The 25,093-nt window shown below is 58.4% G+C and carries 25 protein-coding genes and 1 tRNA gene; 16 read left to right on the plus strand and 10 right to left on the minus strand.

The features are described from left to right. Window positions 1-118 precede the first annotated feature (118 nt). Window positions 119-192: transfer RNA gene (locus WG939_RS10955), tRNA-Leu, on the minus strand. A 69-nt stretch (window positions 193-261) separates the two neighbouring features. Here WG939_RS10955 and polA point away from each other — a divergent pair. Further along, on the plus strand, window positions 262-2,838 hold the full coding sequence (gene polA / locus WG939_RS10960; RefSeq protein ID WP_339985790.1) for a DNA polymerase I: 2,577 nt from the start codon (window positions 262-264) through the stop codon (window positions 2,836-2,838). 53 nt (window positions 2,839-2,891) lie between these two features. Beyond that, window positions 2,892-3,227 carry a DUF4259 domain-containing protein gene (locus tag WG939_RS10965; protein ID WP_339985689.1) on the plus strand — a complete coding sequence of 112 codons (336 nt, stop codon included), beginning with the start codon at window positions 2,892-2,894 and terminating at the stop codon, window positions 3,225-3,227. Here WG939_RS10965 and WG939_RS10970 read toward each other — a convergent pair. After that, window positions 3,216-3,941 (minus strand): class I SAM-dependent methyltransferase, encoded by a 726-nt coding sequence (locus tag WG939_RS10970; RefSeq protein WP_339985691.1) that lies wholly within the window; start codon window positions 3,939-3,941, stop codon window positions 3,216-3,218. The two genes, WG939_RS10965 and WG939_RS10970, sit on opposite strands and share 12 nt — an antisense overlap. A gap of 174 nt (window positions 3,942-4,115) precedes the next feature. Between WG939_RS10970 and rpsA the strand changes: the two genes are divergently transcribed. Genes rpsA through WG939_RS10985 form a run of 3 tightly spaced genes read left to right on the plus strand, consistent with a single transcriptional unit; the run spans window position 4,116 to window position 6,635 of the window. Beyond that, the gene (gene rpsA / locus WG939_RS10975; protein ID WP_339985693.1) at window positions 4,116-5,567 is read left to right on the plus strand and encodes a 30S ribosomal protein S1; all 1,452 of its coding nucleotides are present in this window, start codon (window positions 4,116-4,118) and stop codon (window positions 5,565-5,567) included. Window positions 5,568-5,620: 53 nt separating this feature from the next. Continuing rightward, window positions 5,621-6,196 carry a dephospho-CoA kinase gene (gene coaE / locus WG939_RS10980; protein ID WP_339985695.1) on the plus strand — a complete coding sequence of 192 codons (576 nt, stop codon included), beginning with the start codon at window positions 5,621-5,623 and terminating at the stop codon, window positions 6,194-6,196. Continuing rightward, a complete protein-coding gene (locus WG939_RS10985) occupies window positions 6,189-6,635 on the plus strand; it encodes an FABP family protein (protein WP_339985697.1) in 447 nt (148 codons plus the stop codon). Before coaE ends, WG939_RS10985 begins: the two co-directional genes overlap by 8 nt. On the opposite strand, the gene WG939_RS10990 is transcribed toward WG939_RS10985, so the two are convergent. Continuing rightward, a complete protein-coding gene (locus WG939_RS10990) occupies window positions 6,565-7,683 on the minus strand; it encodes an HNH endonuclease signature motif containing protein (RefSeq protein WP_339985700.1) in 1,119 nt (372 codons plus the stop codon). The two genes, WG939_RS10985 and WG939_RS10990, sit on opposite strands and share 71 nt — an antisense overlap. Window positions 7,684-7,778: 95 nt before the next feature. Between WG939_RS10990 and uvrB the strand changes: the two genes are divergently transcribed. Together uvrB and WG939_RS11000 are read left to right on the plus strand one after the other, a co-directional pair. Further along, window positions 7,779-9,842, plus strand: a complete 2,064-nt coding sequence (uvrB, locus tag WG939_RS10995; RefSeq protein WP_339985702.1) for an excinuclease ABC subunit UvrB — start codon at window positions 7,779-7,781, stop codon at window positions 9,840-9,842. Window positions 9,843-9,890: 48 nt separating this feature from the next. Further along, window positions 9,891-10,334, plus strand: coding sequence for a universal stress protein (locus WG939_RS11000; RefSeq protein WP_339985704.1), 444 nt, complete (start codon window positions 9,891-9,893; stop codon window positions 10,332-10,334). On the opposite strand, the gene WG939_RS11005 is transcribed toward WG939_RS11000, so the two are convergent. From WG939_RS11005 to WG939_RS11015, 3 genes are all read right to left on the minus strand, one after another. Then, window positions 10,331-12,424: a HelD family protein gene (locus WG939_RS11005; RefSeq protein WP_339985706.1), complete on the minus strand. Its 2,094-nt coding sequence runs from the start codon at window positions 12,422-12,424 to the stop codon at window positions 10,331-10,333. The two genes, WG939_RS11000 and WG939_RS11005, sit on opposite strands and share 4 nt — an antisense overlap. 75 nt (window positions 12,425-12,499) lie before the next feature. Further along, window positions 12,500-13,270: a DoxX family protein gene (locus tag WG939_RS11010; protein ID WP_339985708.1), complete on the minus strand. Its 771-nt coding sequence runs from the start codon at window positions 13,268-13,270 to the stop codon at window positions 12,500-12,502. Between the two features lie 156 nt (window positions 13,271-13,426). Next, on the minus strand, window positions 13,427-14,023 hold the full coding sequence (locus WG939_RS11015) for an MBL fold metallo-hydrolase (RefSeq protein ID WP_339985710.1): 597 nt from the start codon (window positions 14,021-14,023) through the stop codon (window positions 13,427-13,429). A gap of 57 nt (window positions 14,024-14,080) precedes the next feature. On the opposite strand from WG939_RS11015, the gene uvrA reads away from it, so the two are divergent. Then, window positions 14,081-16,912, plus strand: a complete 2,832-nt coding sequence (gene uvrA / locus WG939_RS11020; protein ID WP_339985712.1) for an excinuclease ABC subunit UvrA — start codon at window positions 14,081-14,083, stop codon at window positions 16,910-16,912. Here the strand turns inward: uvrA and WG939_RS11025 are convergent. Beyond that, complete coding sequence (locus tag WG939_RS11025) at window positions 16,909-18,699, minus strand: DUF2339 domain-containing protein (protein ID WP_339985714.1); 1,791 nt, start codon at window positions 18,697-18,699, stop codon at window positions 16,909-16,911. The two genes, uvrA and WG939_RS11025, sit on opposite strands and share 4 nt — an antisense overlap. Window positions 18,700-19,004: 305 nt before the next feature. Between WG939_RS11025 and infC the strand changes: the two genes are divergently transcribed. From infC to WG939_RS11050, 5 genes are all read left to right on the plus strand, one after another. Next, window positions 19,005-19,526 (plus strand): translation initiation factor IF-3, encoded by a 522-nt coding sequence (gene infC / locus WG939_RS11030; RefSeq protein WP_339985792.1) that lies wholly within the window; start codon window positions 19,005-19,007, stop codon window positions 19,524-19,526. A gap of 28 nt (window positions 19,527-19,554) precedes the next feature. Beyond that, a complete protein-coding gene (gene rpmI, locus WG939_RS11035; RefSeq protein WP_182386010.1) occupies window positions 19,555-19,749 on the plus strand; it encodes a 50S ribosomal protein L35 in 195 nt (64 codons plus the stop codon). Window positions 19,750-19,805: 56 nt separating this feature from the next. Further along, window positions 19,806-20,189: a 50S ribosomal protein L20 gene (rplT, locus tag WG939_RS11040; protein ID WP_339985718.1), complete on the plus strand. Its 384-nt coding sequence runs from the start codon at window positions 19,806-19,808 to the stop codon at window positions 20,187-20,189. Between the two features lie 112 nt (window positions 20,190-20,301). Continuing rightward, entirely contained in the window at window positions 20,302-20,787 is a 486-nt protein-coding gene (locus WG939_RS11045; RefSeq protein WP_339985720.1) for a TM2 domain-containing protein, read from the plus strand. 125 nt (window positions 20,788-20,912) lie between these two features. Further along, the gene (locus WG939_RS11050) at window positions 20,913-21,302 is read left to right on the plus strand and encodes a TM2 domain-containing protein (RefSeq protein WP_339985722.1); all 390 of its coding nucleotides are present in this window, start codon (window positions 20,913-20,915) and stop codon (window positions 21,300-21,302) included. 51 nt (window positions 21,303-21,353) lie between these two features. Here the strand turns inward: WG939_RS11050 and WG939_RS11055 are convergent, their stop codons facing one another. After that, complete coding sequence (locus WG939_RS11055) at window positions 21,354-21,524, minus strand: hypothetical protein (protein ID WP_339985724.1); 171 nt, start codon at window positions 21,522-21,524, stop codon at window positions 21,354-21,356. 39 nt (window positions 21,525-21,563) lie between these two features. After that, window positions 21,564-21,887 (minus strand): hypothetical protein, encoded by a 324-nt coding sequence (locus WG939_RS11060; RefSeq protein WP_339985726.1) that lies wholly within the window; start codon window positions 21,885-21,887, stop codon window positions 21,564-21,566. 177 nt (window positions 21,888-22,064) lie between these two features. Between WG939_RS11060 and WG939_RS11065 the strand changes: the two genes are divergently transcribed. From WG939_RS11065 to WG939_RS11075, 3 genes are read left to right on the plus strand one after another with little or no spacing between them, the layout of a single operon-like run. Further along, the gene (locus tag WG939_RS11065; protein ID WP_339985728.1) at window positions 22,065-22,430 is read left to right on the plus strand and encodes a hypothetical protein; all 366 of its coding nucleotides are present in this window, start codon (window positions 22,065-22,067) and stop codon (window positions 22,428-22,430) included. 9 nt (window positions 22,431-22,439) lie between these two features. Then, entirely contained in the window at window positions 22,440-23,249 is an 810-nt protein-coding gene (locus tag WG939_RS11070) for a TrmH family RNA methyltransferase (protein WP_339985730.1), read from the plus strand. After that, window positions 23,246-24,361 carry a pyridoxal phosphate-dependent aminotransferase gene (locus tag WG939_RS11075; protein WP_339985732.1) on the plus strand — a complete coding sequence of 372 codons (1,116 nt, stop codon included), beginning with the start codon at window positions 23,246-23,248 and terminating at the stop codon, window positions 24,359-24,361. Before WG939_RS11070 ends, WG939_RS11075 begins: the two co-directional genes overlap by 4 nt. On the opposite strand, the gene WG939_RS11080 is transcribed toward WG939_RS11075, so the two are convergent. After that, the gene (locus tag WG939_RS11080) at window positions 24,350-25,048 is read right to left on the minus strand and encodes an SGNH/GDSL hydrolase family protein (protein ID WP_339985734.1); all 699 of its coding nucleotides are present in this window, start codon (window positions 25,046-25,048) and stop codon (window positions 24,350-24,352) included. The two genes, WG939_RS11075 and WG939_RS11080, sit on opposite strands and share 12 nt — an antisense overlap. Between the last annotated feature and the right edge of the window lie 45 nt (window positions 25,049-25,093).

Raw genomic sequence — 25,093 nt, forward strand, 5'->3', positions numbered from 1 at the left:
CGACCCTCCGTCTTCGCCTAAGTGATCAACAAAACTCACCGAGCTTGCAAACGATAAACCGTCCCTACCTGTGGTAGTGCCGGTCTAGCTGTGGTCTGGAGAATCTTGCGCCTATCTGTGCCCCAGGTGAGACTCGAACTCACACTGCACGGGTTTTGAATCCGTTTCCTCTGCCAATTGGGATACTGGGGCGCGTCACAAAATATTAGCCCATGCGAAGCAGGGAAATAAAATCGCCTAGACTTGGGTGCCATGAAGTTGATGTTGATCGATGGTCATTCCATGGCGTTTCGTGCGTTTTACGCCCTTCCGGCGGAGAATTTCGCCACGTCAGGCGGGCAACACACGAACGCGGTGTATGGCTTTTTGTCCATGCTCGCCACGCTGCTAGCAGAGGAAAAGCCCGATCACATCGCCGTCGCTTTCGACGTTGGACGCCAGACATTCCGTTCGGAGATGTTCCCAGAGTACAAGGCGCAGCGCGAGGCGGCCCCGGAGGAGTTCCGTGGCCAGGTCGAGCTGATCGAGGATGCGCTGAATAAGCTGGGCATCACCACGATCCGTAAGGAAAACTACGAGGCTGACGACATCATCGCCACGCTCGCCACCGCCGCGAAACCGCTCGGTTTTGAGACCTTCATCGTCACCGGCGATCGCGATTCGTTCCAGCTGATCAACGACACCACCACTGTCCTGTACCCGATGCGTGGCGTCTCCACGCTCCATCGTTTCACCCCAGAGGCGGTGGAGGAGAAGTACAAGCTCACCCCGGCCCAGTACCCGGAGTTCGCTGCCCTGCGTGGCGACCCTTCTGACAACCTCCCGAACGTCCCGGGCGTCGGCGAAAAGACGGCCGCGAAGTGGATCCAGCAGTACCACACCATCGACAACCTGGTCGAGCACGCCGATGAGATCAAGGGCAAGGCCGGCGACGCCTTCCGCGAACGCATCGAGCAAGTCAAGATGAACCGCACCCTCACGGAAATGGTGCGCGACCTCGAACTTCCAGTCAGCCCCGACCAGCTGGATTTCAAACCAGTCAACGTCGCTGAGATCGCTGAGAAGTTCGACGAACTCGAATTCGGTACGAACTTGCGCGAACGCATCCTGAGCGTGGTCAATGCAGAAGTAATAGAAGTGCCACAAGAAGTGGCGGAACTGGTCGTCGATAAGGCGCGCGTGAGTGAATGGTTGCCGCGAGGGCCGCTCGCCGTCGCTGTTGCTGACCGCATCGCGCTTGTCGACGAGCATCGCCACGCTCTCCTCGTTGACCTCGCGGAGCTCGACGAGGACGACGACCGCGCCTTAGCAGCGTGGCTGAAATCCGAGGAGCCGAAGTTCTTCCATGACGCGAAGGCTGCCTGGCACTTCTTCCATGAGCGTGGCTATGAGCTAAATGGCATCACGCATGACACCGCCATCGCCGCTTACCTGGTCCGCCCTGGTCAGCGCACCTACGAGCTTGCTGATGTGTACCAGCGTCACCTGAAGAAGCAGCTGGCAGCCGGATCGGAGCAGCTCAGCCTGCTTTCCGACAACACCGAACTCGCCGACCACGCAGCCGCGATCTGGGAGTTGGCAGAGGCGCTGACCAAGGAGCTCCATGCCATCGAGTCCTACGAGCTGTACGCATCGCTCGAACTTCCGCTGGTTTCCGTGCTGGCACGCATGGAGGCGGCCGGAATTGCAGTATCCATCGAGGCACTTGAAGAACAGCGCGACACCTTCATCGAGATGGTTGCCGATGAGGAGGCCGCCGCCCGCGAGCTCGCCGGCGACCCAACCCTAAACCTGTCCTCGCCGAAGCAGCTGCAGGTCGTGCTGTTTGAAACCCTCGGCATGCCGAAGACCAAGAAGACGAAGACGGGCTATTCGACGGCTGCGAAAGAAATCGAGACGCTGGCTGTCAACCACCCGCACCCATTCCTGGATCACCTGCTCGCGCACCGTGAATACCAAAAGATGAAGACCACCCTCGACGGCCTCATCAAGTCTGTTGGTTCCGATGGGCGGATCCACACGACGTTCAACCAGACCGTCGCTTCCACGGGTCGCCTTTCTTCGACCGAGCCGAACTTGCAGAACATCCCGGTCCGCACCCCCGCAGGTCGCCGCATCCGCGCCGCCTTCACCGTCGGCCGAGGCTACGAGTGCCTGCTGACCGCCGACTATTCGCAGATCGAAATGCGCGTCATGGCGCACCTGTCCGAAGACCCAGGCCTCATCGAGGCTTACCGGGAAGGGGAGGACCTGCACAACTACGTCGGCTCCCGCGTCTTCGATGTCCCCGTCTCCGAGGTCACCCCGGAACTGCGCCGCCGCGTCAAGGCCATGTCCTATGGCCTCGTCTACGGCCTCTCCGCCTTCGGCCTTGCCGGTCAGCTCGACATTTCCGCAGGCGAAGCCAAGAAGATCATGGATGCCTACTTCGAGCGCTTCGGCGGTGTGCGCCGCTACCTCTCATCGGTAGTTGAGCAGGCCCGCAAGGACGGCTACACCGCAACCCTGTTCGGTCGTCGTCGCTACCTGCCCGAGCTGCTGTCCGACAACCGCGTCGCCCGCGAAAACGCCGAGCGTGCGGCGCTTAACGCGCCAATCCAGGGCACAGCTGCGGACATCATCAAGGTGGCCATGCTGCGCGTCGCTTCGGCGCTGTCCGGCCTTCAGTCGCGCATGCTGCTGCAGGTCCACGATGAACTCGTCGTCGAAGTTGCACCCGGCGAACTCGAGCAGGTGAAGGAAATCGTGGAGCGGGAAATGAACGCCGCCATTGAATTGTCCGTCCCGCTCGAAGTATCCGCAGGTATCGGCAAGAATTGGGATGACGCTGCGCACTAGCCCAATTCGTTCTAGATTGATAGGGAACTAACCACCTGTCACGGGAGAACGCAATGGGTGCATGGGGAGCAAAGCCCTGGGAAAACGACCACGCTGCCGACTGGTTCCACGCAGTATTCGAAGGTATCGACATCGACGCCCACATCGACCACGCCTTCGAATGCTACGACAACTATGAAGAAATCCGGGCAGCGTGCTACCTCCTCGAAGTCCTCGGCGTGCCCTACATCTGGCCCGGCAAACTCGACCGACTCCAAGAACACATCGACACCGGCATCGACCTGCTCACCCAAATGATCGCGCCCGACTCCGACTTCCTCGAACTCTGGGACAACGACCCCCGCCTCATCGACGAAATCAAAGAGCAAATCGAGGCGCTACACGCCTAGCTTCGCGACGAAAATCGCCGTGCCCGGGAACACCCTTCCCCTCATCGGCGACCATTGTCCCCAATTTTCATTAAGATCCTCCGGCCACTCGGGCTCAATCAGGTCCTCAATCGTGAAACCTGCCTGCCGAAGCTCCCGAATCCGATCACCCATCGTCCGATGCTGTTCGGCGTACGTCACCGTGGAGCCATCTCTCTCGATGTAGCCGGAGCGGTCGAAGTAGCTGAACACCACGTCAAAGCTTTCCGGATCATCGGCGAAAATCCACCGCATTGGGTGATTGATCGACATGACGAATCGGCCGCCCGGCTTCAGAACGCGAGCTGCCTCCTGCAAGACAGTCAAAGAGGATTCGACGAAGGGGATGGCGCCGAAGGCGGAGAAGACGATGTCGAACGCCCCATCGGCAAATGGCATCGATAGGGCGTCGGCTTGGACTAGAGGTCCGGCGCCTCGCTTGAGCATCCCCATCGAGAGGTCGAATCCAACAGCCAAGTCTGCCTTCCCTTGTAACCACTGGGTGCAGGGCGCGGATCCGCAGCCAATTTCGAGTACTTTTTTGCCGATGACGTCGCCAAGCAAATGCGCGTCCTTTTCGTGCAGCATTTCCGGGCACCAATAGAACGATGACAGGTATCGTTTGTGCGACTCGTGGTACCGATGGGCGTCTTGATCCCACCACGCGCGGTTTGCCTCAGAAAAACTGCTTGACATTATTCACATCCTATTTGATTCTGCAGGTAAAACGGGCTAATGTTTTTGGAGCGTGTCAGCATAAGCGTGTGGTTCTTGCTCTATAGGAAAGCTTGTGACCCTCGTTCTTGCAGTTCAGGCGCGCAAATCCCTGTCCATTTTCGATTTCCTATAAGCTTTCGGAGCTATTAACACATGCCCAACCACAACGTTCCTCAGGTAGCCATCAACGACATCGGCACCGCTGAGGATTTCCTCGCAGCGATCGACGCAACCATCAAGTACTTCAACGATGGCGACATTGTTGAGGGTACCGTCGTCAAGGTCGATCACGACGAGGTACTGCTCGATATCGGATACAAGACCGAAGGTGTCATCCCATCCCGCGAGCTGTCCATCAAGCACGACGTTGACCCAGACGAGGTTGTCCAGGTCGGCGACCAGATCGACGCTCTCGTCCTCACCAAGGAGGACAAGGAAGGCCGTCTGATCCTGTCCAAGAAGCGCGCACAGTACGAGCGTGCATGGGGCGCCATCGAGGAGCTCAAGGAAAAGGACGAGCCAGTCACCGGTACCGTTATCGAGGTTGTCAAGGGCGGCCTGATCCTGGACATCGGTCTGCGCGGCTTCCTGCCAGCTTCCCTCGTCGAAATGCGTCGCGTTCGCGACCTCGACCCATACATCGGCCAGCAGATCGAAGCTAAGATCATCGAGCTGGACAAGCACCGCAACAACGTGGTTCTTTCCCGCCGTGCATGGCTCGAGCAGACCCAGTCTGAGGTCCGCTCCGAGTTCCTCGCACAGCTGCAGAAGGGCCAGGTCCGCAAGGGTGTCGTTTCCTCCATCGTCAACTTCGGCGCATTCGTCGATCTCGGCGGTGTCGACGGCCTCGTTCACGTTTCCGAGCTGTCCTGGAAGCACATCGACCACCCATCCGAGGTTGTCTCCGTTGGCGACGAAGTCACCGTCGAGGTCATCGACGTTGTACTCGAGCGCGAGCGCGTCTCCCTGTCCCTGAAGGCTACCCAGGAAGATCCATGGCGCGTCTTCGCACGCACCCACGCTGTGGGCCAGATCGTGCCTGGTAAGGTCACCAAGCTCGTTCCATTCGGTGCGTTCGTTCGCGTCGAAGAGGGCATCGAGGGCCTCGTCCACATCTCCGAGCTGGCTGAGCGCCACGTCGAGGTTCCAGACCAGGTCGTCAACGTTGGCGACGAAGCAATGGTCAAGGTCATCGACATCGACCTCGAGCGTCGTCGTATCTCCCTCTCCCTCAAGCAGGCTGACGAAGACTACACCGAAGAGTTCGACCCATCCAAGTACGGCATGGCTGACTCCTACGACGAGCAGGGCAACTACATCTTCCCTGAGGGCTTCGACCCAGAGACCAACGAATGGCTCGAAGGCTTCGAAGAGCAGCGTGCAGAGTGGGAGGCTCGCTACGCAGAGTCCGAGCGTCGCCACCAGCTGCACACCGTTCAGATCGAGAAGAACCGCGCCGCTGCCGCTGAGGCTGCAGAGGCCGCACCTGCAAACTACTCCTCCGAAGCTGCTGCCGAAGAAGCACCAGCCGCAGAAGAGACCGCAGGCTCCCTCGCATCCGACGAGCAGCTCGCAGCACTCCGCGAAAAGCTCGCAGGCAACTAGTCTGTAGCCCAATAGCCCGGTTCCCCGATGGGAGCCGGGCTATTGTTGTTTACATGCTTATCGGACTCACCGGAGGCATCGGCTCCGGCAAATCAACCGTCGCCGGCCTCCTCCGCGACCGCGGCTTCACCATCATCGACGCCGATGCCATCGCGCGCGACATCGTCGAACCCGGCCAACCCGCCCTCATCGAGCTTTGCGACGCCTTCGGCCCCGAAATCATGGACGGGGAGAGACTCGATCGGAAGAAACTGGCACAGCTCGCTTTCGCCTCCCCATCGGCAACTGAAAAGCTCAATTCAATCATGCACCCGCGAATCAGGCAGGAGACAGATCGTCGTATCAAGGAAGCACCGGGCGACGTAGTGTACGACATGCCATTGCTGGTTGATTTGGGACTTCACAAGGACATGGACTTGGTGGTCGTCGTAAGCGCTGACACCGAGACAAGGGTAAAACGACTCATCGAACGTGGAATTGTGGAAACTGACGCTCGAAAGCGAATGGCGGCGCAAATTTCAGATGAACAGCGTGAAGCGGTTGCCGATGTAATCATCGACAACAATGGTGGCCTCGAGGACCTAACTTCTCAGGTCGATGCTTTGGTGGAAAGGATTCGGAATGCTTGATGCCTTAGTGGGAACGTGGTCGGGGCCGGGGCGTGGCGTCTATCCGACCATCGTCGATTTCGAGTACGAAGAAACCATCGAGTTTTCCCGCGTCCCGGGTAAGCCGTTCTTGGTGTATGTGCAAAAGACGAAGGGGGCTAATGGCCCGATGCACACGGAAATGGGTTTCCTGCGTCCGATTGCCGATGGGAAGGTCGAGTTCGTCATCGCACAGCCGACAGGACAAACTGAAATTCTCGATGGGGAGGTTTCCGGCTCCTCGATGGCGTTTGATGCCTCGAATGTCCAGAATTCCACCACCGCAAAGCAAGTGGACGCGACGAAGCGAGTGTATGCCCTGGAGGGGGATACACTTCGCACGGAGTTCTTTATGGCTGCGGTGGGTCAGCCGATGCAGCGGCATTTGTCGAGCGTCTTGACGCGTAGTAGTCGTATGTGAGTCCGCGCCAGCCGGAGGTGAGTAGGTCGTTTCCGGAGTATCTGATGGGGTCGCCGTGTCTTCGTTGGTGTCCGGGGTATCCGCCGTTGCCACGGACTATTCGGCCGTGGTTGGCTTTGTCGTTCATGCCGTTGTGGATGGCGCATAGTGGTGTGAGGTTCTCCCAGGAGGTTTCGCCTCCGTTTGCGTAGGCGTCGATGTGGTGGGATTGGCATTCGCCGGCGACACGGTGGCAGCCGGGCCAAGAGCAGACGAGTGTTTCGAGGCTGGCGATCATGCGGTGCTCGCCCGTCGAGAAGCGGGTGTCTTGGATGCGTGCGACGGTGACTGTCTGGGCGATGCCATCGGCGTCGAGGGCGGTTTGAAGCGCCCAGCCGGTGCCGTCGAGTTGGGCTTCGAGGAGTTCTTCTGGCCGGACGCGCGCCCCATCGGCAGTTACGAGGTAACCTCGGTCCCAAATGAGGGAGGGATCTGCTGGCAGCAGTAGGACTGGCTTGTAGGTCGTCGAGTGTTCATTCGCCGATGAGAGTAGCTGGCGCTTGAACCACATGTCGAGCGCCTGTCCGTAGGTCAGTTCTTCTCGATGGGCGTCGATGAAGGGGCGCGCCATTTCGCGCACCTGCGCCCATTCGTTGTCGGTGAGGTGGAAGGTGACGCGGCGTCGGCCCCAAAAGTCTGGTCGCTTTGCGACGCCCACTGTCCCGCGGGGCGGTTTCGGCTTGCCGAATTCGTGGATGGCGGCTCGGAGGTGGTCTTCGGCTTCGTCGTAGGAGCAGTGGCGCACGGATTCGAGGAGGGCGGGGATGGCGTCCGGCTGCATTTTCTTCGCCCATCGGGAAACGAGGATGAGGGTGTGGACGGGGATGCCCTCGGCAAGGCAGGCATGCTCCTGGAGTCGCTTGTGGGCTTGTAGGAGGGTGCGGATGTAGGCCTCGGAGAGGCCGGATTGTGCTGCGAGGTCCGAGACGCCGTTGAGGCGGGCCAGGCGGGCGCAGTCGTCGAGGATGGCGAAGCCTGGGGCGTGTGCGGCGGCGAATTCGGAGAACATGGCTTGCAAGGTAGCCGAGAATGCGGGGGATTAGGCGTCGATAAGCGGGCGGCTTGTGGATAAGTTGCGTTATCCACAGAATGTAGGCTTGGGGCATGGCATTTCCAGCAGAGCACCCGTTGATTCCGGTATCATCTCACCGCCCTCAGGATATTGAGCGTTCCGATGGGAAGTTTGAGGTCATTTCGGAGTTCAAGCCGAGCGGTGACCAGCCGGCGGCGATTGCGGAATTGGCGGAGCGGCTTAATCGCGGGGAGCGCGATGTGGTGCTGATGGGTGCCACGGGTACGGGTAAGTCGGCGACGGCGGCGTGGCTCATCGAGAAGATGCAGCGACCGACGCTGGTGATGGCGCCGAATAAGACGCTGGCGGCGCAGCTGGCGAATGAGCTGAGGCAGCTGCTGCCGAATAATGCGGTGGAATACTTCGTGAGTTATTACGACTACTACCAGCCGGAGGCGTATATAGCGTCGAGTGATACGTACATCGAGAAGGATTCGTCGATTAATGAGGACGTGGAGCGGCTGCGTCACGCGGCGACGTCGAGCCTGCTGAGTCGTCGCGATGTGGTGGTGGTGAGCTCGGTGTCTTGTATTTATGGCCTGGGCACGCCTCAGTCGTACCTGGATAGGTCGGTTTTTCTGCGGGTGAATGAGGAAGTCGAGCGGGACAAGTTCCTGCGCCTGCTGGTGGACATTCAGTACGCCCGCAACGACGTCGCCTTTACGCGTGGCACGTTCCGCGTGAAGGGCGACACCGTGGACATCATTCCGGCGTACGAAGAACTGGCCGTGCGCGTGGAATTCTTCGGCGATGAGATCGACGCCCTGTACTACATCCACCCGCTAACGGGCGACGTGATTCGCCAGGTAGACGAACTGCGCATCTTCCCGGCGACCCACTATGTGGCGGGGCCGGAGCGGATGGAGAAGGCGATCGAGGCGATCAAGGAGGAGCTCGAGGAGCGGCTGCAGGATTTTGAAAACCGAGGCAAGCTGCTGGAGGCGCAGCGCCTGCGCATGCGCACCGAATACGACATCGAGATGATCCAGCAAGTTGGCTTTACCAGTGGCATCGAGAACTATTCCCGCCACATCGACGGGCGCGAGGCAGGCTCCGCCCCGGCTACCTTGATTGATTACTTCCCGGAAGATTTCCTCACCATCATCGACGAATCCCACGTCACCGTCCCACAGATCGGCGCGATGTTCGAGGGTGATGCGAGCCGTAAGCGGAACTTGGTCGAATTCGGATTCCGCCTCCCGAGCGCCTTGGACAACAGACCTCTCACTTGGGAGGAGTTCGATGAGCGCAAGGGCCAGTGCGTGTACCTGTCGGCCACCCCGGGCAAGTATGAGATGGCGGCTACGGGCGGCGAGTTCGTGGAGCAGGTGATCCGCCCGACGGGCCTGGTGGATCCGCAGATCAAGGTCAAGCCTACGAAGGGGCAGATCGATGACCTGATCCACGAAATTCGCCTGCGAACGGAAAAGAACGAGCGCGTCTTGGTTACCACGCTGACTAAGAAGATGGCCGAGGATCTGACGGAATACCTGCTGGAAAACGGCGTGAAGGTGCGCTACCTGCACTCGGATATCGACACCTTGCAGCGCGTCGAATTGCTGCGCCAGCTCCGCCTGGGCGAATACGACGTCCTCGTCGGCATTAACCTACTCCGTGAAGGCCTGGACCTGCCGGAAGTCTCCCTCGTTGCGATCCTCGATGCTGACAAGGAAGGCTTCCTCCGCTCGACCACGTCCCTGATCCAGACCATCGGCCGCGCCGCCCGCAATGTGAACGGCGAAGTGCACATGTACGCCGACAAGATCACGGATTCGATGCAGCAGGCGATCGAGGAAACTGAGCGTCGCCGCGAAAAGCAAATTGCCTACAACGAAGAGCACGGCATCACACCTCAGCCTCTGAATAAGAAAATCCAGGACATCCTTGAACTCGTCGAGGAAGAGGAAGTCGCGGCCGTCGAAAAGCTCGATACTTCAAGCATGGCGCAAGATGAGATTAAAAAGCTCATCGACGACCTTTCCGCCCAAATGCAAGAGGCGGCGCGCGAGCTAAAGTTCGAGCTTGCGGGCCGATTGCGAGACGAAATTTTCGAGCTGAGAAAAGAACTGCGCGGCTTGAATGAAGCTGGCATCTAACCTATGTAAAATCATTGTTAACCATCCCCTAGATGAAGAGGTCTCAATATGAGTCACTACTCCAAGATCGTCGTCGGTACTGACGGCTCCAAGTCCTCGCTCCTCGCTGTTGAGCGTGCCGCAGCGATCGCAGCTGCTTTCGATGCAACTCTGATCATCGGCTGCGCATACTACGAGTCCAAGGAAGACGCGAACAAGACGCTGCGTCAGGACTCCGTCACCGTGCTCGGCAACGACCCAGCACAGGAGAACCTGGACAAGGCTAAGGTTGCTGCCGAGAAGATTGGCGCAGCCAAGATCGAAACCGCGATCAAGCCAGGCACCCCAGTTGAGGCACTGATGGCCATCGTTACCGAGAACAACGCCGATCTGCTTGTCGTGGGCAACCGCGGCATCAACTCCCTGACTGGTCGCCTCCTGGGCTCCGTCCCAGCTGATGTTGCACGTCAGTCCGACTGCGACGTCATGATCGTCCACACCGTCGCTGGCTAATCAAGCACGGTGAGGGTTTGTGTGGCGCGCGTTAGCGCCACATACAAGTTCTGCTCGCCTTGAGGCAGCGAACGAATGAGGTCTGGATTCACCACAATGACGTGGTCGAACTCCAGGCCTTTAATTTTGTCCACGTTGGTGTGGTCGATCACGATGTGGGAGCGCCCATCGGAGGGGACGTGCCTTTCCATATCTGCAACCGAACCAAACCGCACCGGCTCGCCAGGACGTACGGAAATCATGTCATGTGCAAGGTCAGGAAGCGTCTGCGTTGCGTAGTCCATGATCGTCTCCGGCGTGCGGTAATTGACCGTCAGGGAGCGCCTGGTAAAACGCGCGCCAACAAACGGTTCTAGGGTTTCCTCCCACGAGTCGACCCCCGCAGGCGAGCTGGTCTGGGCAGTGTCACCGACGATAGTCATCCAGCGAGAAGGGCAGCGTCGCATCATCATGCGCCACTCCATCGGCGTGAGTTCCTGAGCTTCGTCGATGATGATGTGCCCATAAGCCCACGTCAGGTCCGCTCGCGCGCGCTGCGCAGTGGAACGGTAGTCGCGAGTTTGCTGGCGAGCGGCCAAGGCTTCGGCGTCGATGACGTCGTGGGCAAGCAAAAGTTCATCGTCGAGTTCCTCGAGGGCGGAGCCTTCGAGAACATCAAGAGCCGCTTGGGCTTCCTCCACTTCCTGCGCCCAGGTGTCGTCCTCGGAGCTCTCATCGGGGATTCCGATGAGCTGGACGAGTTCGTCGAGAAGCGCCGCGTCGGCCGGGGTGAATTCGGTGTGGTCGCGGAAGAGGGCGTCTTGAGTTTCCTCGTCGTATTCGGCGGCTGCCTCAGCGATGCGTTCGCGGGAGGTGGTGAGGTCGAGGAGGACGTCTTCTGGGGTGAGAGTGGGCCAGAGGTCGTCGATGAGGGCGGTGACTGCTGGTTCGTCGGCAAGCTCGTCGTGCAGCTCAGCGACGTCGCCGGCAGACAGCAGGTTGGTGCCACCGAGGGGGTCGGTGCCGATGAGGGTGGCCATGTGGTGGGCGAGCTGGTCGAGGAGTGCATCGGCGAAGATGGCGCGCGCTTCATTGTGTGGCCGGCGGGTGCGACGGGCGCGGGTGCGGGCAGTCTTCATCATTGCCGATGCGCAGGTGAGTTCGATGCTGCCGACGCGGAGGGGAGTGTCGGGCAGAACGCGCTGGTAGGACTGCACTTCGCGTTTGAGGATGTGCAGCATTTCCAGGCTGCCTTTGATTTCGCGCGCGACCGGGGAGTCTTCCGCGGTAGGCGTGACGCCGGGGTAGAGTTCGCCGATGGTGGAGAGGACGACGCCGGTTTCACCAAGTTCAGGCAGCACGTGGGAGATGTACTCAAGGAACACCGAGTTCGGTCCGATGATGAGAACGCCCGTCTTGGCGAGCTGCTCGCGCCAGGTGTACAGCAAATATGCGATTCGGTGCAGTGCAACTGCCGTCTTGCCGGTGCCGGGCCCGCCTTCGACAACCATGATGCCACGCGAAGGGTCGCGGATAATCTCGTCTTGCTCGCGCTGAATTGTCTCCACGATGGAGTTCATGTGCGTGCCACGCGCCTTGTTGAGCGCCGTGATCAGCGCCGATTCGCTGGCGACACCATGGTCGTCGGATGCCTGCGTGAGGTCTTCGTCATCGATGGCAGTTACTGTGCGCCCCTTGGTGCGGATGTGCCGGCGCTTCTCGACGCCTTCGGGCTGCGCCGTGGTAGCCAGATAGAACGGCCTGGCCATCGGGGCACGCCAATCGAGTAGGAGGGTTCGGTAGTTGTCCTCGCGGTCGTCCATGCCCATGCGTCCGATGTAGCGGCGTTCCAAGTCGGGGCGTCCGGGAACGGGATTTTCTGGATCGTCGGTGGCAATGTCGATGCGCCCAAAGACGAGCCCTAGCTGGGCAATCGTGAGCTTGTCGAGCTTGGCGTTCAGTGCGTGGTATTCAGTTTCGCGTTCGATGAGGGCGTCCGGGTCCACCCGGAGCATGACCTCTTTCATGCGCTCGTTAGCCTGCTGGACTTCTTCATCGATGCGGGCAAAGAGTCCGTTGAGGTAATCCTGCTCTGCGGCGATGTCGTTCATCCACCAGTGCCTTTCATTTCGGTCAAAAAGAACCGCCGCGAAGTAAACTTTCGCGGCGGCCCTTAAAAGTACAGATTAGATATCGTACTTCTTCAGCTTCTTCTGTGCCTTAACGGTCGCCTTGTCAGCCTTCTTTTGGTAGATCGCAGCCTGCTTGGCAGCCTTCTTCTGGGCGCGACCTGCCTCTTCAGCAGCTACCTTCTGCAGCTCCTGAGCGCGGTCCTGGGCCTTGGCAGCAACCTTGACGAACTTCGACTTCGCTACGTCAGAGTTCTTCTGAGCGCGGGCGAGCCAATCATCCTTGTTGTCATCGAAGTACTTTGCAGCATCGTCGATGTAGCCAGTGACCTTGTCGGCGATCTTTTCCTGCTCGGACTTGGTTGGCAGAGCAGCCTGAACCTTCTTGGAAGCGTGCTGTGCGCGCCATGCCAGACCTGGCTTGCCCTGGGTGTCAGCGGAAGTGATCATCAGTCCGCCGAGGAGTGCAACGTTGGTGAGCAGGCCATTGCGACGGTCCTGCTTCTCACGCGCATCCTGGGTGTCCCAGAACGCGTAGCGAGCCAACATGGAAGGAATCGCTACGGCAGCCAGTGCTGCGGAGGTGATGCGAGGGGACTTGCCCAAAGCGAGCAGGGAAGCGGAAGCAACCTGGGTGCCACCCAAGGTCTTGGAAACAAGATCCGGATCCGTAGGAACGTGCTGAGCATACTCAGCCGGCAGCACCTGTCGCAGCTTGGTCAGCAGCTCCTGGGTGCCCTGGCGGTGTTCCTCAGAGTTCATCACCATGTCGGCGCCGGAAGCGACGAAAGCGGAGGCGAGCATCGGACGAGCGATCTTGCGAATCATTGGTTGTATCTCCTTTGCTAATTGGTTGTGGGCCCCATCTTAACCAGGATCAAGGCACTTCGTTGTGATCTACGTCATGATTCGACACCGTAGGGGTGGTGTTTGTCGAGGCCAGAGGGTACATCACTGTTGCGTAACGAATAGCAACTTCGACACTTACCAGCCGCGTTCGGCCCATTCGTCGAGGTGTGGGCGCTCCGCTCCCAGCGTCGTGTCGGCGCCGTGACCAGGGTGGACGATGGCGTCGTCAGGGTAGACATCGAAAAGGCGCTCGGTGACGTCGCTGAGCAAGCGACCGAACTCATTCTCATTGTTCGTTTTGCCCACGCCACCGGGGAACAAGCTGTCGCCAACAAAGAGGTGGATGGCGCCGTCGATGGTTACCTCAAGAGCAAGACCGCCGGGAGTGTGGCCGCGCAGGATGATTGCAGGGAAGCTATGGCCGGCAAATTCTAGGGTGTCGCCGTGATGCAATTCGATGTCGACGGGCGCGGGCAGGGCAGGCGAGTCAAGGAAAGAGGAGACGTGCGTGGCGCCTGTTTTATCCAAGACCTCTTTGAGTGCGCGTACATGGTCGCTGTGCCGATGGGTGGTCACGACGTGTGTGATGCGCGCGTTGTGCGAAGCAGCTAGCTCGAGCAACGCGGGGGCGTTGTCGGCGGCGTCGATAAGCAGGGCCTCATCGCCGGACACCAGTAGGTAGCAGTTGTTGTCGAAGTCGGAAACAGAAATCTGGTCGAGGATAAGGTTCATGCCTTATGAGGGTACCCTGGTTTGAGTACTAGACAACGGCTTGAAGGGTATTCACAAGTGGCAGATCGCCTCATCGTTCGTGGCGCGCGGGAGCACAACCTCAAGGGCGTCGACATCGACTTGCCTCGCGAAAAAATGATCGTTTTCACCGGACTTTCCGGTTCCGGCAAGTCCTCTCTTGCCTTCGACACGATCTTCGCGGAAGGACAACGCCGCTATGTTGAGTCGCTGTCCTCCTATGCGCGCATGTTCCTCGGCCAGATGGACAAGCCGGATGTTGACTTCATCGATGGTCTCTCGCCAGCAGTGTCGATCGACCAAAAGTCGACGAACCGCAACCCGCGTTCGACAGTCGGCACGATCACCGAAGTGTATGACTACCTCCGCCTGCTGTTCTCCCGCGCCGGCACCGCACACTGCCCGGAATGTGACGCGAAAATTGAGCGCCAAACCCCGCAGCAAATCGTCGATCAAGTCCTGGCGATGGAGCAGGGCCTGAAATTCCAGGTGCTGGCTCCCGTCGTGCGAACCCGCAAGGGCGAATTCGTCGATTTATTCGCCGACCTCGCTGCGCAGGGCTACTCGCGCGTGCGTGTCGACGGCGAGGTGCATTCCCTCTCCAGCCCGCCGAAGCTCGAGAAGCAGATTAAGCACGACATCGAAGTCGTGGTGGACCGTTTACAGGTTAAGGAAACTCAGAAGCAGCGCCTGACTGATTCGATCGAAACCGCCTTAAAGCTCGCTGATGGTGTGGTCGCGTTGGAATTCGTTGACTCTGGCGAGATCCGGCGCTTTTCCGAGAAGATGGCCTGCCCGAATGGCCACGCCCTGACCGTGGAAGAGCTGGAGCCACGCGCTTTTTCCTTCAACTCTCCATACGGTGCTTGCCCAACCTGTGATGGTTTGGGTACCAAGCAAGAAGTAGACGTTGATCTGATCATCCCGGATCCTGACGCACCGCTCAATGAAGCCATCCAGCCGTGGACGTCTTCGCCCAATTCGAAGTACTTTGACAAGCTCATTGCTGGTTTTGCTGAAAGTATCGGAGTTGATCCGAATACGCCGTACTCCTCATTGACCGCAGCTCAGAAAAAGAAGGTGCTGCATGGCTCTACCGAGGTCGTCTCGGTGCGCTACAAGAATCGCTACGGCAGGGTGCGTAATTGGTCCGCTCCGTTTGAAGGTGTGATCCCATTCCTTCACCGGAAGGCCGATGAGACCGAAAGTGCGTGGTCCAAGGAGCGCTACCAAAGCTATATGCGCGATGTTCCGTGCCCTGCTTGCCATGGCGCCCGCCTGAAGCCAGAGATCCTTTCCGTGCGACTTGCCTCTGAGCACGGCGAAAAGTCGATTGCAGGCCTCACCGACCTGTCCATTAAAGACGCTGCGGAGTTCTTGTCGACGCTGAAGCTGGGCAAGCGCGAGGAAATCATCGCAGGCGCAGTGCTGAAGGAAATCAACGCGCGCCTGAAATTCCTGCTCGATGTTGGTTTGGAGTACCTCACCCTGTCCCGTTCGGCAGGCACCCTTTCGGGTGGCGAAGCACAACGCATTCGCTTGGCTACTCAGATCGGCTCCGGCCTTGCCGGCGTGCTCTACGTGCTCGACGAGCCGTCCATCGGCCTGCACCAGCGAGACAATCAACGCTTGATCTCAACGCTGCAAAGGCTGCGGGATATCGGCAACACGCTGATCGTCGTCGAGCACGACGAGGACACCATCAAGGCCGCAGACTGGTTGGTCGATATCGGACCCCGCGCCGGTGAATATGGTGGTGAGGTGGTCTACCAGGGCGACCCAGATGGAATCCTGGAGTGCGAAGAATCGCTCACAGGCGCTTACCTTTCGGGGCGTCGATTGTTGGGCGTTCCGGAGCAGCGTCGAGCCGTTGACAAAGACCGCATGCTGCGGATTGTTGGTGCAAAGGAAAACAACCTGCAGGATGTCTCGGTTGACATCCCGCTGGGTGTTCTCACGTGCATCACTGGTGTGTCTGGCTCTGGCAAGTCGACGTTGATCAACCGGATTTTGGCCAAGACGCTCGCTAACCAACTCAATGGTGCGCGTCAGGTGCCAGGGCGTGCGAAGCGAGTGGAAGGTCTTGAGCACCTGGACAAGCTGGTTCAGGTGGATCAAAGCCCAATCGGCCGGACCCCACGCTCCAACCCGGCAACCTACACCGGTGTGTTCGACAAGATCCGCACGCTGTTTGCGGAGACAACCGAAGCGAAGGTGCGCGGTTATAAGCCTGGCCGATTCTCCTTCAATACGAAGGGCGGCCGATGCGAGGCCTGTCATGGTGACGGCACGCTCAAGATCGAGATGAACTTCCTTCCTGACGTGTACGTGCCATGTGAGGTGTGCCAAGGAGCCCGCTACAACCGCGAAACCTTGGAAGTGACCTACAAGGGTAAGAACATCGCAGAGGTTCTCGACATGCCGATTTCTGAGGCCGCCGAGTTCTTTGCTCCCATTTCCAGCATTCACCGCTACCTCAATACCTTGGTTGAGGTGGGGCTGGGCTATGTGCGCCTCGGACAGTCCGCGACGACATTGTCTGGTGGCGAAGCGCAGCGTGTGAAGCTTGCCTCCGAGCTGCAAAAGCGCTCCAAGGGGCGCACAATCTACATCCTCGACGAGCCGACCACCGGCCTGCACTTTGAGGACATCCGCAAGCTGATGCTGGTGATCCAGGGGCTGGTAGAAAAGGGCAACTCGGTTGTCATCATCGAGCACAACCTCGACGTGATCAAAGCAGCCGACTGGGTCATCGATATGGGCCCCGAGGGTGGCTCTGGTGGCGGCAAGGTCGTTGCCGAAGGCACACCAGAGCAGGTCGCTGCGGTGCCGGGCTCGCACACCGGCAGCTTCCTCAAGGAATTGCTTTAACGACGGGCAAGGTCGCTTGCCTTCTTGGCGCGCAGCGAGGCAATACCAAGCAGCGCAAGACCGGAGATAAGGAAGGCAAGCACGCGTGGCAGGCCCTCAAGCGTCCCGAGGTCGAAGAAGACCAGCTTGACCACCGCAGCAATAGCGAGGATGAGGCCGACAGCCAGCGAAGTGCGTTGGCTGAAGGCATTGGTCACCACGAGGATGTATGCAGCCAGCAGCATCCACAGGATCGACACCAGGGCGTGGCCGATGAGGTAGCCAAGCCACATCATGCCTTGGCCGAGGAAGCTGAACACATAGGTGCACATCGTGACGATGATCAGCGTACTCAGGTGGAGGCCAGCCAGACCGATCAGCACCTGGGCAGTTGTCGGGAACTTCTTGAACGAATGGCGCAGCAAGAAGATCACAACCATGAAGATCAGAATCGCAAGCGCTTGAACAGGTGCGATGTGACTGGTGAGCCATAGCGGCTTCTTCGCGAGCACCGCTCCGCCAAGTTCCGAAGTGAGGATGAGACCAACCGCAAAAGTCGATGCCCATGGGTACCAGCCGTATCGATTATTGCGCGCCAGCCAAAAAGCAAAACCGGAAAATGCGAGGAAAAACAGGGCTACGAGAACTGGGCGTTCCAGCAGCATCTGTGAACCCATAGCCGGGGCGTGGGACCACCACAGCAAATAGACAATTGGGAGGGCCGTTAGTGGTGCCACGGCGAACTTGCCGTGGAAGAGAGCGGAAAGAATCGTGAACGCCACGATGGCTGCCACCAAAATGGTCAACTCCACAAAAGACGACGTGAAGATAGCACCTAGCGCGAACATGACCATGGGGGAGTAGAACCCGAGGTTGCGGTCGCTAGGGTCGTTCCATTCGTCGAGCAGCGAAATTGCGGTAAAGGTGGCGACACCGATGATGACGGTAAAAGCGATGGGGAAACTGTCGTCGATAAGCCCAGCCGGGATTGCCAGCGGTGCGATGAACGCCGCGATGTTGCGCGACGGCACCCACCGGCGTTGCATCGAGCAGGTCGCGACGAAGAGGGCCGGTGCGATGAGTGGGAAGGCGAAGAAATCGCCGAAAACGAGGTAAAGGTAGAACAGCGCGAAGCTGGAGACAATGGTGATGATCAGCATCCATTGGTCGTCCCACGCTCGGGCGATCGCAGAATAGACGGCCAGCAAGGCAAGCAAGACGAGCGCTCCCACCAGCGGTGACCACCAGTTGAGCATACTGACCGTGGCCATGACGGTGAGGATCGCAGTCAGCAACGACGCGGTGCTCAGCGCATATCGTCCTTCCCGAGAAAGCCCGCGTTCGCGGACAATGTAGGCGCCGAGCATCAGAGCCACCGCGAGTACCCACGCGCCGACCACGCGGGCGAGCGGGCCCAGCCAACCAGACTGGACAGCGAGCGCGATCAGCAGTGACACGCCCGCCAGGGTGATAAGCACGCCACCGATCGCGACGTACTTAATGATGCGACGCTCATCTTCCCACCACGGCACGCGCTTTTCGACGCCCATGGGTGGCGTTTGCATAGGAGGTTGGATTGGTGGGGGTGTAGCAGCCATAGCCGCCACTGGTGGAGACGGAGGGGGAGTAGGTGCTGGCTTGGGTACTGGGATCTCCACGCGCTCGGGTTTCGCGGGAGCCTCGACCATCTCGGCGTGGGAATATAGGACAAACAGCTGTTCGCGTACTTCCGAGACTGCTTTTTCTGCAGCGGTGAGGCGGCTGGCGATCTGCTCAAACGCCTTTTCATCATCTTTATTGATCTTCATAATCGCAGATCTTAGAGGTGCCGAATGTGCTGCGCTCGAAAGATTTGGAAATGTTATCCGGCGCGTGGTACATTACGGGGGCTACCGCCTAGTGTCCTTGTTTATGGGATACAGGCCGCAAGTGGAGGTCCCTCCCACCTGATGCCGCTAGATTCTAGTTGGATAAGGGTCAAACATGAGCTTTCAGCTCGCGGATCTCCCGCACGACTGCACTAGTCGCGCGGGTTTTTGTCGTGAGCGCTCGGGGGAATCGACACTTCAAGCCACGCGGTACCACGTTATTTACTGCTACTTGAGGAGTACACATCAGCGCTGAAGTTCGCATCAACGAACGTATCCGGGTTCCCGAGGTACGTCTTGTAGGTCCAAATGGTGAGCAAGCAGGCGTCGTCCGCATCGAGGACGCACGCAAGCTGGCTTACGATGCAGATCTCGACCTGGTCGAGGTTGCACCTAACGCGAAGCCACCCGTAGTCAAGATCATGGACTTCGGCAAGTTCAAGTACGAGCAGGACCAGAAGGCCCGCGAAGCTCGTAAGAACCAGCAGCAGACTGTGGTCAAGGAGCAGAAGCTTCGTCCAAAGATCGATGATCACGATTACGAGACGAAGAAGGGTAACGTGATCCGATTCCTGGATAAGGGATCCAAGGTCAAGGTCACCATCATGTTCCGTGGACGTGAACAGTCTCGACCAGAACTTGGCTTCCGACTCCTGGAACGTCTCGCAGCTGACGTCGCCGAGCATGGCGTCGTCGAGTCGAGGCCAAAGCAGGACGGCCGAAACATGACCATGGTTTTGGGCCCACTGCGCAAGGGCAAGAAGTAACCGACTCTTTCTAATAAGGACAACTTAAATGAAGAACAAGACCCACAAGGGCACCGCTAAGCGCGTGAAGATCTCCGGCTCCGGCAAGCTTCGTCGCGAAAAGGCTAACCGTCGCCACCTGCTCGAAGGCAAGCCTTCCACCCGCACCCGTCGCCTGAAGGGCACCACGGACGTTGCAAAGTCCGACGAGAAGCGCATGAAGCGTCTCCTGGGCATGGCTTAAGCCCTGACCTCTTTTCACCCCCATAAACTTTTCAAGACAGTTAAGGAAGTAATTCAATGGCACGTGTCAAGCGGTCAATGAACGCCAAGAAGAAGCGCCGCGAGATCCTGAAGTCCGCCAAGGGCTACCGCGGTCAGCGCTCCCGCCTGTACCGTAAGGCTAAGGAGCAGTGGCTCCACTCCATGACCTACGCTTACCGCGACCGCCGTAAGCGCAAGTCTGAGTTCCGTCGCCTGTGGATCACCCGCATCAACGCGGCTGCACGCATGAACGACATCACCTACAACCGCCTCATCCAGGGCCTGCGCCTGGCTGAGATCGAGGTCGACCGCAAGATGCTCGCTGAGCTTGCTGTCAACGACTTCGCAGCATTCTCCGCAATCTGCGAGGCCGCAAAGGCTGCACTGCCTGAGGATGTTAACGCTCCAACGGCTGCCTAAAATCTCTCACAAAAGCGCCCCCCTGGTCACCCAGAGGGGTGCTTTTGCTATTAATATGCCAATTTGGTTAGCTAAATCGCACAGTGTTGTTTGAGCTTAAGGTGGTACGAAGATGACTTTTCCGCAGAACCCATACGGTGACTTTGATAAGGATGGACTGCCAGTTCCACCTCCGAAGCCCCAGAATGCTGCTCCAGCGGATAATCCATTTGGGGTTCCACAGCCTCAGCAGCCACAGATGAACCCGGGCTATGGCCAGCCGATGCCACAGGCACAGCCACAAATGCAGCCACAGTACGGTATGCCAGTTCAGCAGCAGTACCCGATGGCAATGCAACCACCGAAGCAGATGATCGTCGCGGCGCTGCTTGCATTCTTCTTCGGCGGCTTTGGAATCCATAATTTCTACTTGGGCTACACCAACCGTGGCCTCACGCAGCTCATTCTGATGGCTGTCGGACTGGTTACGTCCCTCATTTTCGTTGGCCTGTTCATCTGCATGGCTGTCGGCATTTGGGCACTGGTGGACTTCATTATGATTCTCGCCGGAAGCTCCCCATATGACCGCGATGCTAAGGGTGTGCCACTGCAGCGGTAGGGGTGGCCGAAAGTACGAAACATAACGCCAAAAGGACGAAAAGGGCGATTATTGAGGGCGTTTTCGCGTTGGGCGCGCTTAAGCTAAAGCAGTTCACATCACTCGACGCGAAAAGGGTCACTGTAATGACGATGCCTCAAGGTCAATACAATCAGGACGGCCTGCCTATAGAGCAGCCACAGATGCAGCAGCAATTTGGTCAGGTGCCTCAGTACCTGCCAACCCAGCAGTATCAAATGGCGCCAGCTGTGGCAGGGCCGCCGAAAACGAAGGTTGTTGCGGCTCTGTTGGCTTTCTTCCTGGGAGCTTTTGGTGCTCACAATTTCTACCTGGGAAGCTCTGGAAAGGCCATCGCGCAGCTGATGCTGTTCCTGTTCGGTGCTTTCACGTCCCTTTTCATCATTGGTTTCTTCATTCTGGGCGCCCTAGAAACGTGGGTACTCATTGAATTTGTGCTGATTCTGCTCGGATCTGGCTCTTATGCGCGCGATGCGCGTGGCGTGCCGCTGCAATAGTGTACAAAGAAGAGACCCGCCTCAAGGAGGCGGGTCTTTGTCGTCTAGCTGCTACTTCTTCTTCAAGACGGTGAAGCCAAGCGCGAGCAGGATGACTGCGAGTGCGAGGAGGCCGGCGCCTGCCCAGATGGCGATGGATCCGACGAGCCACCAACCGTAGGCGTTGAGCAGAATGCCGCGGAGTGCGTCGCCCTTGAATAGGGAGTCGCGGGTGTCATTCAACTTCTTGATTTCGTCCTCGGACTTGCCGTCCTTCTTGGCCTACTTGATGACGTCGCCCATCTCCTGGTACGTCTTGCCTTCGGAGGAAGCCATCATGTGCTCCCAGATGAAGTGGTCAGCGTAGGCCTTTGCCTGTGGGCCGGTGGTCATTGGCTGGCCTTCAAATGGCTTGAGGGCGTCTTGTGCTTCCTGGCTCTTCAGGGAAGTGATCGCCTGACCTGCTGGCATGGTGATGTTCTCTTGGTTGAGCTGGTCGGTGACGAAGCCGTGTGCGAACATTCCTGCGTACAGGAGGATTGCGCCGACGATGGCGACGACGACGCCGAAAACTCGAGCCATTGCGCCGTAGATTTGCTTGTCCATATCTATTACGACCTTTCTAGTTTGCCTTGGATACTTTTACGCTAGAACGTAGGTAGATGACAGGTAAACAAATCATGAAGTGATAATAGAACGTCATCAAAAAGGGTGATAAAGTCCAGGTCAGGCCGGTGTGACCAATTTGACGCGGCAGCGAGGGGGGTCTAAAAGGGGGGTAAGTTGGACCGCATGTTATTCATGACGTTGGTGCTCGCACTCCTTGGAGTGTGTTTTCTTTTCATGGGGGTGGTGGCACCGCGCGGAGAATTCTTGGGGCTGAATTACCAGCAAATGCCGGGAATTAATACTCCGACAACTACAGCGACTCTTGGCGCATGGAAGGCAGCACATCGTACGGTATCCAGCATTAATATTTGCATTGCACTGTACTATTTCGTGAGCTTGGTAGCGATATGGGTCAGCGGTGTGAAGTTAACCGAAGTGCTGTTTGTGGCGATCATTTCGGTTGGACTTCTCATGTTCATTCCGGTGATCTTGGTTGCGAATAAGGCAGCCCAGGCCGAGCTCGACGCGGATGCCGGGTAATCTGACAGCATGTATTTGGATTTCGAACAGGCTTTTACGGAGCGCACCCCTCGGGTGGTGAACGCAGCTAAGTTATTGAAATCTGCCGGCCGTAAGAAGGCCGAGTTGTTTCTGGCAGAAGGTGAAAACGCAGTAGAAGCAGCGATTTCAACAGGCGCTGCGCGCGATGTCTTCGTCACTGAAAAGGCCGCGGTCCGGTTTGAAGAATTGCTCAAAGCAGCCGGTCACATGAACGTCTATGTTCATCCGATCACGGATAAAGCAGCGAAATCACTGTCCGATACTGTCACCACCACGGGTATCTTTGCGGTCTGTGCGCTGGTGCTGTGGCCGCTTCGCGACGTCATGCGCAGCAAACCACGCCTGGTGATGGTTCCTGTGGAGACTGCAGAACCCGGGAACGCCGGTACCCTCATCCGCGTCGCTGATGCTGTCGGAGCTGACGCGGTTCTGTTCGCAGGTGAAACTGTGGACCCACAGGGACCCAAGGCTGTTCGGGCTTCCGCAGGATCGCTCTTCCATATCCCTGTGATCCGCGAAACTAACTTCCAAACCGTTTTCGATTCCCTCAAGGCGCGGGATTTACAGATCATTGCTACCTCGCCAGAGGGGGAGATGAGCCTGGATGAAGCGGATGACGTACTCACGAAACCAACCGCATGGCTCTTCGGTAATGAGGCTCATGGCCTACCGAAGGAAGTGATGGCCAAGGCTGACATCACGATGCGCATCCCGATTCGCGGACGTGCGGAATCCCTGAATCTGGCAACCGCCGCCTCAATTTGCATGTACGAATCCTCGAAGGCACAAAACCGATGACTGTTGATCGATTGAATGAATTCGGCGAGACGATCTTCGCCACCATGAGCGCGCTGGCAACGAAGCATAATGCAATCAACTTGGGGCAGGGGTTCCCGGATACCGATGGCCCAGCGAAGATGCTTCAGATCGCGCAGGAGGAGATCGCCAACGGGAACAACCAGTACTCCCTGGGAATGGGTGTGCAGGAATTGCGTGAAGCCGTGGCTGACCACAGGCTCGTATCCGTGGACAATGTCCTCATCACCGTCGGTGCCACAGAAGCTCTCACCGCGGCGGTGCTGGGCAACGTGGAACCCGGACAAGAAGTCATCGTGCTAGAGCCGTACTACGATGCCTACGCAGCAGCGATCGCCCTCGCAGGTGCAAAGCGGGTTGCGGTTCCGCTCAAGCAGGTGGGGAACACTTGGGACATCGATGTTCCCGCGATTCGCGCCGCTGTGACCCACAAGACGGCCATGATCATCGTGAACTCGCCACACAACCCGACCGGAGCGGTGTTCTCCCGATCGGGGCTCGAGGAGCTCGCCAAGCTGTGCGTCGAGCGTGACCTGCTCGTTCTTTCCGACGAAGTCTATGAAAATCTTGTGTTTGGCGATGCCAAGCACACCCGCATCGCCGAACTCCCCGGCATGTGGCTGCGCACCATCTCCGTATCCTCCGCGGCCAAAAGCTTCAATTGCACTGGCTGGAAGACCGGCTGGGCGGTCGCCTCGCGGGATCTCCTCGACGGCGTCGTCAAGGCAAAGCAGTTCATGACCTACGTTGGCGCCACGCCTTTCCAACCTGCCGTCGCATACGCACTGCGACACGAATCAAGTTGGGTGCGTGACATGGTCGCTGACCTGGATCGTAAGCGCCAGCTGCTTGCCGACGGGCTCCGCAGCGCTGGCTATCGAGTCTTCGATACCTCGGGAACCTACTTCCTGATCGCGGACGTGGGGCAGGATGCAATTGAATTTTGTCGTGCTTTGCCGGAATCGAAGGGCGTTGTCGCGATTCCGCTGCCGGCCTTTACTGATCATCCGCAGCAATGGCGAAACCTCGTGCGCTTTGCGTTCTGCAAGAAGGACGAGGTGCTCCAGGAGGCCGTGCGCCGACTAGGGAACTAGCGCGCTGTCGATTGCTCTGGCAATGGCGCCAGCGGTTTCTGATGTCCAATGCACGCCGTCGACAGTGAGATCGAGGCGCCGGCTGCGAGCCAACCTATCCTTGATCTGAGGCGCTACCTGCATTGCCTTGGCATCGGCTACTCGAAGGAGCTTTCTGCCTGTCCACGAGTAGTGAGCGTCGTGAACCTGGGATACCTTGCGCATGGCATCGGCGATATCAACAAATTGCGTGCCTTGTTCATCGGCAATCTGCTTGATCAAGTCGCTGCGCCGTGCCAGTTCAGCAGTCGGAAAACCCTTCATCTCCACCAGTGGCAACCCTACGAGCACTACTGATAGTCCGGCGGACGAAATCCGTTGGACTAGCGACCGGTAGTTCTCAGCGAAGCGCTCATCCACGCGTTCACATTGCTTGAGCTTTGAACGAGCGGTCATTTCTTTCCGCCAGCCGAACTGGGTGGACAGGAACGGAAAAACCGTGTCGTTGGTGCCGATCGAGAGCACTAGGTGCTGGGCGTCGGGGGAGTTTGCCAGAATGGCGTCGATACGCTGAGTTACCCCGGCAAGCGTGTCACCGTCCACGCCGTGATTGACCATGCGGGACTTAAGACGCGAAAAATCGATGTAGGACCAGCCGACAATTCCATGAGTCAGACTGTCGCCAACGCAGATGATGTCCTTTGCCATTCCACAATTCTAGTCCGCTCGAAGATACGGTGCTGGTGGCGCGGT

Source organism: Corynebacterium sp. H130, assembly GCF_037572395.1.
Taxonomy (GTDB): Bacteria; Actinomycetota; Actinomycetes; order Mycobacteriales; family Mycobacteriaceae; genus Corynebacterium.